Annotated in this window: 10 protein-coding genes and 1 pseudogene; 9 read left to right on the top strand and 2 right to left on the bottom strand. The window is 61.7% G+C overall.

Going from position 1 to position 10,500, the window contains the following annotated elements; genetic code table 11:
• The 5 genes and pseudogenes from DM995_RS18810 to DM995_RS18825 form a co-directional block, all read left to right on the top strand.
• Positions 1 to 198 (top strand): annotated as a pseudogene (locus DM995_RS18810) (FAD-binding protein); the annotation flags it as partial.
• Between the two features lie 2 nt (positions 199 to 200).
• Positions 201 to 929 (top strand): SDR family oxidoreductase, encoded by a 729-nt coding sequence (locus tag DM995_RS18815; protein ID WP_116970661.1) that lies wholly within the window; start codon positions 201 to 203, stop codon positions 927 to 929.
• Positions 930 to 1,144: 215 nt separating this feature from the next.
• On the top strand, positions 1,145 to 1,828 hold the full coding sequence (locus tag DM995_RS18820) for a TetR/AcrR family transcriptional regulator (RefSeq protein ID WP_116970662.1): 684 nt from the start codon (positions 1,145 to 1,147) through the stop codon (positions 1,826 to 1,828).
• A 261-nt stretch (positions 1,829 to 2,089) separates the two neighbouring features.
• The gene (locus tag DM995_RS21450) at positions 2,090 to 2,392 is read left to right on the top strand and encodes a hypothetical protein (RefSeq protein ID WP_157973335.1); all 303 of its coding nucleotides are present in this window, start codon (positions 2,090 to 2,092) and stop codon (positions 2,390 to 2,392) included.
• Positions 2,393 to 2,475: 83 nt separating this feature from the next.
• A complete protein-coding gene (locus DM995_RS18825) occupies positions 2,476 to 3,099 on the top strand; it encodes a TetR/AcrR family transcriptional regulator (protein ID WP_116970663.1) in 624 nt (207 codons plus the stop codon).
• A gap of 14 nt (positions 3,100 to 3,113) precedes the next feature.
• On the opposite strand, the gene DM995_RS18830 is transcribed toward DM995_RS18825, so the two are convergent.
• Together DM995_RS18830 and DM995_RS18835 are read right to left on the bottom strand one after the other, a co-directional pair.
• A complete protein-coding gene (locus DM995_RS18830) occupies positions 3,114 to 3,845 on the bottom strand; it encodes a Coq4 family protein (RefSeq protein ID WP_116970664.1) in 732 nt (243 codons plus the stop codon).
• A 482-nt stretch (positions 3,846 to 4,327) separates the two neighbouring features.
• Positions 4,328 to 4,744, bottom strand: a complete 417-nt coding sequence (locus DM995_RS18835) for a hypothetical protein (protein WP_116970665.1) — start codon at positions 4,742 to 4,744, stop codon at positions 4,328 to 4,330.
• 73 nt (positions 4,745 to 4,817) lie between these two features.
• On the opposite strand from DM995_RS18835, the gene DM995_RS18840 reads away from it, so the two are divergent.
• The 4 genes from DM995_RS18840 to DM995_RS18855 all read left to right on the top strand — a co-directional run bounded on the left by DM995_RS18840 (position 4,818) and on the right by DM995_RS18855 (position 10,316).
• Positions 4,818 to 6,386: a recombinase family protein gene (locus DM995_RS18840; protein WP_116970666.1), complete on the top strand. Its 1,569-nt coding sequence runs from the start codon at positions 4,818 to 4,820 to the stop codon at positions 6,384 to 6,386.
• Positions 6,383 to 7,261: a plasmid partitioning protein RepB C-terminal domain-containing protein gene (locus tag DM995_RS18845; RefSeq protein ID WP_116970667.1), complete on the top strand. Its 879-nt coding sequence runs from the start codon at positions 6,383 to 6,385 to the stop codon at positions 7,259 to 7,261. Before DM995_RS18840 ends, DM995_RS18845 begins: the two co-directional genes overlap by 4 nt.
• A 7-nt stretch (positions 7,262 to 7,268) precedes the next feature.
• Positions 7,269 to 8,159: a plasmid partitioning protein RepB C-terminal domain-containing protein gene (locus DM995_RS18850; RefSeq protein WP_116970668.1), complete on the top strand. Its 891-nt coding sequence runs from the start codon at positions 7,269 to 7,271 to the stop codon at positions 8,157 to 8,159.
• A 309-nt stretch (positions 8,160 to 8,468) separates the two neighbouring features.
• On the top strand, positions 8,469 to 10,316 hold the full coding sequence (locus DM995_RS18855; protein ID WP_116970669.1) for a type II toxin-antitoxin system HipA family toxin: 1,848 nt from the start codon (positions 8,469 to 8,471) through the stop codon (positions 10,314 to 10,316).
• The last annotated feature ends 184 nt before the right edge of the window (positions 10,317 to 10,500 follow it).

Raw genomic sequence — 10,500 nt, forward strand, 5'->3', positions numbered from 1 at the left:
AATCTCGCGCTGCTCGCCCGGCTCGATCCCACCACCGCCGATCATGGCGGGCGGATCTATCTGACCAAGGATGCCCGGCTGTCTCCCGCCATGCTGGCGCGCGGCTATCCCAGGCTTCAGGAATTTCGCGACCTGCGCGCGCAATACGGTCTCGACCGCCGCTTTTCCTCGCTTCTCTCGCAACGTCTGGGGCTTTGACGATGATCGCTTCTCCCGTTCTCATCCTGGGTGCCCGCTCGGACATCGGCAAGGCGCTGGCCCGCGCCTATGCCGCCCAGGGCTGCGAGGTCATCCTGGCCGCGCGCGGCGACATCGCTGCCGATGCGACCGACCTTGGCCTGCGCACCGGTGCAAAGGCGCGAGCGGTCGCCTTCGATGTCACCGATGGCGCGCCCGACCGCTTTTTCGACAGTCTTGGCGTGGTGCCGGGCACCGTGGTGATGGTCGCGGGGCTGCTCGGCGACCAGGCCGAATCGGCTGCTGACGATTCCGCCGCGCAAAGGGTGATGGACAGCAACTTTAACGGGCCCGCGCGCTATCTGCTGGCAGCGGCGCGGCGGATGGCGGGCGTGCCCGATGGCTGCATCATCGGCATCAGCTCGGTCGCGGGTGAACGCGGCCGCGCCTCGAACTTCGTCTATGGCTCGGCCAAGGCCGGTTTCACCGCGTTTCTTTCGGGCCTGCGCAATGCGCATGCGAAAACCGGACTGCACGTGATGACGGTCAAGCCCGGCTTTGTCCGCACCCAGATGACCGCAGGGATGAAGCTGCCGCCGGTGATGACGGCCGAACCCGGCGAGGTTGCCGATGCGATCATCGCCGCGCATCGCGCCCGGCGCGACGTCATCTACACGCTGGGCCGGTGGCGGCTGGTGATGGCGGTCATCCGCGCGATTCCCGAACCGCTGTTCAAAAGGCTCTCGCTGTGATGTGATGCCGGGCGTCGGGCAGCGGCAACAGCACGCGCATTATGATAGCGGTTGCTAATCCGGCAGCGCACGATCTGATCCGAAACAGTGGTATTTTAACTAGCTTGCAAAGCCTGTGACTGGCATTTTAAGCGCTTGAAATCGCGCATTTCGTCCCCCATGCCTGCGGCCGGAGGACCCGCGTTCAGCCAAGCACTTATGCCGGAGACAACGCCATGCCCCCGCTCAGTGGCCAGCCGATAGAGCTCGATCCGAAGGTCACCCCGTTGCAGGACCGCGCTCGCGCGACGTACGAGCAGATCATCCAGGCGACGGGAGAACTGCTGCCGGAAATCGGCATCGAGCGTCTGTCCACCAACATGATTGCCGAGCGCGCCGGACTGACGCCGCCCGCCCTTTATCGCTATTTTCCCAACAAGTACGCGATCCTCAGCGAGATGGGCCGCCGCCTTATCACGGCAGAGAATCAGACGATCGCCGAATGGGTCCAGAGCGAGGAATTTGCGATAGGCAGCAACCTGCAGGCCGAAATCGAGAGCTTTGCCGCGCTGCTTGACCGGCTCCGCGATGTGGTGCTGGCCCATCCGGGGGGCGCATGGATCTACCGGGCGATGAGTGCGGTCCCTGTCCTGCAGGAGATACGCCGCCGCGCCTCCAAGGATTTCGTCCAGGTGATCGTGGATGCCGTGGCCGACGATTTTCCCAAGGTCGATCCGGACAGGGTGCGCGGCGCCGTGCTGCTGACCGCGATCGTCAATCATGCGGTCACCGAAACGATGGCAGACGACTTTCCCACGGCCTCGCTGCTCCGTCGCGAAGCGGCCATCATGATGAGCATCTATTATCGCGACGTGGTGCTGTCGCGTGTCTCTGACGACAGGGTGAAACGCAAGAGCTGACACCGATTCGTAAAATCCTGTTGACAGTATACGATTCTGAATTTTAATAGTCCTCGCTAATTGGGCGGGGGGCTTGATGATCCATTTTCCAGCGGTCCAGGCGGCGAGGGGCTGCCGCTGGTCCGATCAACCACGGGACGACCGCGTCGTCGCCGTTGCTCATTTGCGACCTTCTGTGACGGCGCAACCGGCCCCGCAATGGTCTGGCACCCGCTGCAGCGACGCTCTCGTTATCAAGTGTGCGCGCGACGGCCGCTAGCCATGGCCCGCCTCTCGAGCAGCGCCATTCGTGCGAGCCTGCGCAGCGGCGTCCGCAGCAGACGCAAAGCCAGGAACAGCAAGGCCGGGCCGAACGCGTCCGCGGGGGCGGCCACAAGCGAACCACGTGACGCCGAGCCTGACATCGCCACTCGCCGGTTGCAGGTCCGGCGCAGGCGGATCAAGGCGGCGCGCGCGGCGTTGCGGCGGCAGAAGCGCCGCAGCGGTTTCGGCAAGGCGCTGCGAACCGAAATCCGCACCGGCCACCGGATGCTCAAACGGCGTGCAGTGCAGCGGCGCAGATAGCCGGCACTCGGCACCCGGGCCGGTCGCAGACGGCGCCGACCCCAGCGTTGCGCTGTTCGCGCAATCGCTGCTAAGCCGGAGGGATGCCCGAGCTCGACCTGATCCCGCGCAAGCAACCGCAACAGACCCGCAGCCGCGAAACGATGCAGCGTGTGCTCGAGGAGGCCGAGGCATTGCTGGTCGAACAGGGCGTCGATGGCTTCAACACCAACATCCTGGCCGAGCGCGCCGGCGTGGGCGTCCGCGCCATCTATCGCTATTTCCCCAACAAATGGGCCATCCTGGTCGAGCTGGTCGACCGGTCCTATGCCCGCGAACGCGAATGGGTCGGGCATCTGGGCAGGTTGAAGCCCGGCGACGACTGGCGCGGCGCGACCGACCGGATGATCGACCGGTTCTTTGCCGGTGCCAGCGCCAGCCCGAGCTATGCGGTGCTGCGCGCCGCCTGCCAGGTGTCGCCGCAGCTCCGCGATGTGGAGGCGCGCAATATCGCCCGGTTCGAGAGCGATGTCGCCGCGACGCTGGCGGCGCTGGGCATGCCGGCCGATCCCCGACGGTTGCGGGTGATGGCGCAGATCGTGATCGACGTGTCGGGACGCCTCATCGATCTTGCACTCAACGCCGACGATCGGGCCGAGGCCGAACTGCTGCTTGGCGAGCTCAAGAGGATGCTTCACGACCTGCTGGGGCCGCATTTGCCGGGCTGAACGGGCGGCGGGGCTCAGCCGATCGCTGCAGTGCCACCGATCCTATAGGGGTCGATCCCGGCCGCGCGCAACCGCGCATGCGCCTGGCGATAGACCTGCGGTTCGGCAATGCCCATGCGTGCGCGCGCGGCAACGATGGGTTCGGCGAGCAAGGCGCGGATGTCCTGGGCAAAGATCGCCTGCGCGGCACGGCCATGGCTCCGCGCCTCGGCCACCGCGCCGACAAAGGGCACATCGCTGCGCAGCCGCAGCGCAAACTCGGCGGTGCCCGCCCAGGCGATGATCGTCTCGGTCCAGTCGCGATACTGGCCGCTGGTAAAGCCGAGCACGCACTGCTCGCCCAGCGGATCGCGGCCATAGCCGGTCAGCACGTGCGCGAGGTCATGCGTGTCGCGCAGCCGGTTGTGGAACCATTGCAGCTGGTCGGCATGGACGCTCTGGCCGGGCAGCGTGCTCGCCGCGACCAGCCCCGCAGCCGAAAGCCCCGCGGACCGCATGAAGCGGACATAGGCATGCGCGACGCTCTGCTCGCCGAGCGCCAGCAGCGTATCGTGATCGTCGAGGCTCGGGGCCAGCTCGGGCTCGGCGGCCATGCGTGCGCGGCCCTGCGCGCTGGCGCAGAAGAGCTCGGCAATCTTCATCGTGCTGCGATTGGGCAGGCATTCGCCCATGTGGAACACCTGGGCCGTATCCTCGGCATCGCGCATCAGGGCGCGAAAATGGCGCAACGCCTGCAATGGACGCATGCGACGCGGCGGGCGTGTGGGGGCTGCAAAGGGCAGGCTGACAGACATGGGCATCCCCGAAATCGGTGCGATCGCTCCATATGTAAGTATTTGCTTCCATATTGGCCGTCAAGACCCTGTGGCATCGGGGCACGCGCGATCGACACCGCGAGCCTCAGCCCGGGCCGGTCCATTCGAGGCCGCCGCAGCAATCCGGAAACGTTACGGGAGTGCGCGGTCAGCGCTTCCGGTAGCGGAAGTACCAGACCTTAGTTATAATTTCATCATATGCATATGATATCATGAAATAAATTGTCGATTTCCTGTCGGTGTTTTTCGTTAAAGTAAGCACCGGGTAATCACCGTTTTTCGCGCAGATGGCGGGCTATGTCGTATCTGTGAACATATGAGCGCGTATGCGCTTGTCCAGCGGGGACGGCTGTCGCGCTGTACCATGGTACTGCTCCAAAGATCATCTTGCCGACAGCAAACTTCCAAATTCTCTAGGTCGTATCGGACTCCGAATTGTGCGAACCGCCGCTGAATCCGCCGACCGGCAACCCATCGATCGCCGCGACGGCATCCAAGAGTTGCCTCCTGAGTCCCGCCAAGCCTGCCGCCACGACAAGATCGTGCCGGTCAGCAAGCGTCAGAACCGTACGCAAAATGCGATCGGAGTTGCGCATCAAAATGACGAGGTTCGCTGCGCTAGGGCTGTTTTTGCCCTCAAACCAGTTACGCACAGCACGCTCATTGGACCGAGTCAGGCGTGCAATCGTCTTGAGGGCGGACGGCGTATCGCCAAACTCCTCCCTGAGCGCTGCTGCGATGGCTATCGCCAACGGCTCGTCCTTGATCGAAGGAGGAAAAGTTTTTCCAGTTTTGGACTGAACTTTTCGGTCTTCTTTGGAAAACGACATTCGCTCGCACTCCCAATAAGCTTGGTGGGAATTCGAACCAGTCCGCTTGAGGTCAACGAAAGCAGCATGCGTAATGAGTTTACCGGAACCGACCTCTGCTGACTCTGTGCCGCGCGAACCGATCCGCGCCGCGCAATATGTCCGCATGTCGACCGAGCATCAGAAGTACTCGACCGAGAATCAGGCTGAAGTCATCGCCCAGTACGCTGCGCGCCGCGGATTCAAGATCGTCAAAACATATGAAGATTCGGGGAAGAGCGGCCTACGCCTGGACGGGCGTCTTTCACTCCAGCAATTGATCGCCGACGTGCGAAGTGGCGAGACCGACTTTAAGGCCATACTCGTCTATGACGTCAGCCGCTGGGGTCGCTTTCAGGATGCCGACGAGAGCGCTTACTATGAGTTCATTTGCCGTGAGGTCGGGATCGCAGTTCACTACTGTGCTGAACAGTTCGAAAATGACGGCAGCCTGAGTGCCACAATCATCAAGAGCATGAAGCGGGCGATGGCCGGCGAATACAGCCGCGAACTGTCGGTCAAGGTCTTTACAGGGCAGTGCCGCCTCATCCGCCTAGGCTTTCGACAGGGCGGTGCCGCCGGGTTTGGTTTAAGGCGCTATCTCGTAGACGAGCATCGCCAAACCAAGGCCGTGCTCAATCATGGTGAGCAGAAGAGCCTACAAACCGACCGCGTCATCCTGAAACCTGGGCCGCCCGAAGAGGTGGAGGTGGTACGGCGGTTGTATCGGATGTTCGTGGTGCAGCGGCGCACCGAAACCGAGATCGCCAAGGTGCTGAATGAAGAAGGCATCCTCACCGATCTGGGCCGCCCTTGGACGCGCGGGACGGTCCATCAGGTGCTGACCAACGAGAAGTATATTGGGAACAACGTCTATAACCGTGCCTCCTTCAAGCTGAAGGCGAAGCGCGTTGTGAACACACCCGACATGTGGGTTCGCAGTGACGGAGCGTTCGAAGCGATCGTCGAGCGGGATTTTTTCGAAGCGGCCCAGCGCATCATCCACGAGCGTAGTCGGCGCTTCACAGATGAGGAATTGCTGAGCCGATTATCTGCCCTGCTCGCCGACAAAGGCTGGCTGTCCGGGCTCGTCATCGACGAGATCGAGGATATGCCGTCGAGTTCAACTTTTCGACATCGCTTCGGAAGCCTGGTTCGGGCCTACCAATTGGTCGGCTACACACCGTCGCGAGATTATCGCTATATTGAGACGAACCGGGCGCTAAGGGCGCTTCATCCTGATGTCGTCGCTCAAGTGGTTGCGGATATTGTTGCGGCCGGTGGATCGGTGCGTCGCGACCCAGCCAGCGATCTTCTCCACATCAACGACGAGTTCACCGCTTCGCTGGTGATTGCTCGTTGTAATATGACCGGTGCCGGCGGTTCGCGTTGGAAAGTGCGGTTCGACGGCGGGCTTCGCCCCAGCATCACGATCGTTGCACGGATGGACGAAGGCAATCGCGAAATCCGCGATTTCTACCTTCTGCCCTGGCTAGATTTTGGTTCATCCGCCAATCTGCGGCTCGCCCCCGAAAACGGCATTCTCCTCGACGCCTATCGGTTCGACACACTCGACGCGCTGTTTGAACTATCTCGGCGGGTACCGCTCAAGGTTGCGGCATGACCGAGCTTACCCCAGAAATTCGATCGGTTCCGATCGATCTGATCACGATCCTCAATCCACGGGTGCGCAACAAGCGCATTTTTCAGGAACTCGTGAACAGCATCGCTCATCTAGGGCTCAAAAAGCCGATCACCGTGAGCCAACGCCCAGGGAAGGCGCGGTACGATCTGGTTTGCGGCCAAGGCCGCCTTGAGGCGTTCATCGCTCTTGGTCAGACAGAAATTCCGGCGATCGTGGTCAACGCGGTCGAAGAAGACTGTTTCGTGATGAGCCTGGTAGAAAACCTCGCGCGGCGTCAGCACAGCCCGCTCGAGCTGGTCCATTCCATTGGCGCGCTCCATGCGCGTGGCTATTCCTACACTGAGATCGCCGCGAAGGTGGATTTCTCGGTTGAGTATGTAAGCGCCATCTGTCTGCTGCTCGACAATGGAGAAGAGAAGCTGATCGCTGCGGTCGAGCGAGGGGTGATACCGCACACAATCGCCATGGAGATCGCCCGGGCCAAGGATGGCGAGGTCCAGCGCGCGCTTGCACAAGCCTATGAGGAAAAGACGATCCCAGGCAATCAGGTGCTCGCCATCCGAAAGATCATCGACCAGCGTAACACCAGTGGCAAACAGCTTCATAAGCAAGGGTCAAGGGTGGGCCGTGTCGCAAGGCCAGTCACCTCGGAGAACTTGATCCGCGCCTATCAGCGTGAGACCGAAAGGCAGAAGCTCCTCATCAAACGCGCTTCGCTGGCGCGAAGCCGCCTATTGTTCGTCGCCAATGCGATGCGCCGCCTCCTCGCAGACGAGCATTTCGTGACGCTGCTGCGCGCCGAAGGCCTCAGCACGCTTCCGCGCGCGCTCGCCGAGCGCATCGAGCCGGCATAGGTGCAGCATGTCTGAACTTGTGAAGATCGCCTTCGAACAAAAGGTCCTGATCTTACCGATCACCGAGCTGTTGCCGACCAAGGCACTACCGGCCGGCGTCCGCGAGACGGTCAAGTACCGTCGGATTGCGGCCTCTGTGGCTGAGGTGGGTCTGATTGAACCCTTGTCGATCGCCCGGCAGAAGGATGGGAGCTATCTGCTTCTCGACGGCCATATGCGCCTCGACGCCCTGCGATCGCTGGGTACTGCCGAGGCGCCTTGTGTTGTGGCCGATGACGATGAGTCGTTCACATACAACAAGCGGGTGAATCGCCTCGCCACGATCCAGGAGCATTATATGATCGTACGCGCGCTTGATCGAGGCGTGCCCGAGGAGAAGCTTGCGCGCGCGCTCAATGTCGATGTGAAGGTGATCCGGCAGCGCCGCCACTTGTTGGCAGGGATTTGCCCGGATGTCGCGGAGCTGCTCAAGGACAAGCCAGTCGGGCATCATGCCTTTCAGAAGCTGCGCAAGATGAAGCCGATCCGCCAGCTCGAGGTGGCAGAACTCATGGTTTCGGCGAACAATTACACGGTAAGCTATGCCAAGGCGCTGCTCGCCACGTCGAAGCCGGCAGATCTCCATAAGCCGGATGAGTTGAAGAAGGCGACCGGACTATCTGCCGAGCAGATGGCTCGGCTTGAGCGCGAGATGGCGGCGGTCAGCGAAGACTATAAGGAACTCGAAGCCTCCTATGGCGACGACATGCTCGTCCTTGTGGTCGCTTCTGGGTTTATCGAGCGGCTCCTTTCCAAGCCCGAGATTGAGGGCTTTCTGGCGCGCCGTCACCCTGAGTTTCTGGAGAATTTCCGATCGATTGTGCAGGCAACCTCGCTCGATCAATCGATGTCGACTTGACGCCAAAAGACGTGGGGACCGGGACCCAGAAGCGCCGGGACCGTCGGAGAAGCCGTCGTGTCGGTCGGATCAAGGACGGTGGCGGGGATGGCGGCGAACCCGTTCGGAGCCCGCTAGGCCAGCCGTCATAGGGCTGGCTGCATGCCGTGCTTTCGGCATGATGGTCCAAGGAGCGCGCCGATATGAGGCGCGGTCGGCGCGCTCCACTCTTTTTGGTGAGCATTATCGCGCGTGTGAGATGCGAGATAATCATTGCATTCTGATCGACTGTGGTAGAATTATCGCGCATCTAAGATGCGGGATAATTCTGTGGCGGTCCACCTGGTAGGCGAGACAATCGATGCAAAGCGGGCGCATCAACGCGCGCAGGCAGGTGAACTTGTCCAGCTCATGCGGGGCATCTATGTCGAACAGGGCGTCGATACCGATGCCCTCATCCTCAGCCATGCAGTCCGCATTGCGCATTACCTCTATCCCAACGCCTATCTCTCGTCAGCCAGTGCGGCGCTGCTTGCGTCAACACCGGATGGACGGCTGTTCATAAGCGGTCGCCGCAATCAACGCACCCGGTTGCGCAGCCTCGAGATCGTTCAGAACGAGGCGCCGCCGCATCCTTCGACCGCCGCAGCGGTGGTCGGCGACGACTTAGGCGAACTGCGCATCGACGTCTCCTCACCGCGACAGCGTTTCCTCGAAGCTTTCCGGCTGCGCAGCGAACATGCCAGCGCGATTACAGCCGAGATGCGGGCACAAATGGCCGCGCGGCTCGTGGAAGAGCATGGCACGCCCCATGCGGCTGCTGATGCAGTCTGGGCACTGGCGCGCGAAAATGGCTGGTATCGCGAGGGCGAAAGCGCCGAGCGCTATCTGCTGGCGCAGATCGGAGCGGCAAAGGCACCTGCCAACAAGGCGGCGCTTGATCTCGTCGTGGCCTGGCATGGCGAACCCCTTGGGCACCTGACCCATGATGGTTTCGAATGGCGCTGGAAGCCAGCGAGAAGCTCCGCGCCGCCGCTGGTTCGCGAGACCAAACCGGGAAAACTTCCGGCGTTCGTCGAATCACTGCTGCCAGAAGGCTGGTTGGCACAGGTGCTTCATGAGCGCGATGATCGTGAAGCGCTCAAGCGTGGTAGGCGCTATATGTCCAATGTCACCATAGTCGAGGCTCGAGATCAGCTGACGGCCCTGCCATCGGATGTCCTGACAACGAGATTGGATGGCTTCGTCGAGGCTGGGCGGTTCATTGGCCGCTACCACGGGCCGACGCGTGGCGCGATCGAGGAGGGTTTCGAGAAGAACCTCGCGCAGATCTTCGCACGTGTGGAGACGCCGCGCCTCTCCGGCGTTCAGATCAAGGCCCCGATGCATCTCGCAGCCGACGGCGCGCTCTCACCGGCCATCGACCTGCCATTCACCCATATCTTGAAGCCTGCCGGGACAGCGGGTTTTGAAATGCTGCCGATCGTCGAGTGGCTCTGTCTGGAACTGGGCCGCGCTGCCGGTTTCGTAACACCCGATATCGCGCTGACCCCGATGCCGGATGGAATGTCCCCCGCGCTCCTCGTCGAGCGGTTCGATGTTCGTCTTAGAAACGATGATCGGCGCCGACTTGCGCTTGAAGACTTTTGCTCGGTCCTCGATCTTCCGTCGTCAGCCAAGTATGATGGCACAATCGAGCGCATGGCACGCGGATTGCGGCCGCTCTCGACGGATCCAGCCGCTGACCTGGCTATTCTGTTTCGCCGTGCGATCTTTGCCTGGCTGATCGCCGATGGCGACATGCATCTCAAAAATTTGGCTCTTCTCAAAATCGCCGAACCCAATGCGAAAGTCTTCACATCGGTTCGCTTTGCGCCGCTCTATGATGCTGTCACCACCCGGGTCTTTCCAGGCCTCGGCAGTGATCGGATGGCTCTCAAACTCAATGGCAAAGATGATCGGCTGTCGCGCGGAGACTTTCTTGCTGCGGCGCGCACCATCGGGCTTACCAAGGGCGAGGCCAACGCAGCACTGACCGAACTCGTCGAACAAGTCCAAGCGGCGGCACCGAACTTGCGCCTTCCCGCATTCGCGGCCGAGATTGGTGGCGCGCGGGCCATCCAGGATCAGATGGCATCGATCATTGCAGACCGCTGCACTGCGCTGGCGGCCGCATGATGGAACGAGCCGCCGGCTTAGAAACAATGGTCGACATGTTAGCAAATCGCCGCAATCCGCGGTGGTTGTAGGAACAAGTCGGATCGGCATGTCGTCGCCGAACCGGGGATGAGCCCAGGATATCAATCTTTGAGAGGAAGAGGGCGGCGGCTGTCGCCGTGACGGTTCGAGTGTCGGGAGAGAG

The organism is Blastomonas sp. UPD001 (assembly GCF_003426715.1).
In the GTDB taxonomy this organism is placed as follows: Bacteria; Pseudomonadota; Alphaproteobacteria; order Sphingomonadales; family Sphingomonadaceae; genus Blastomonas.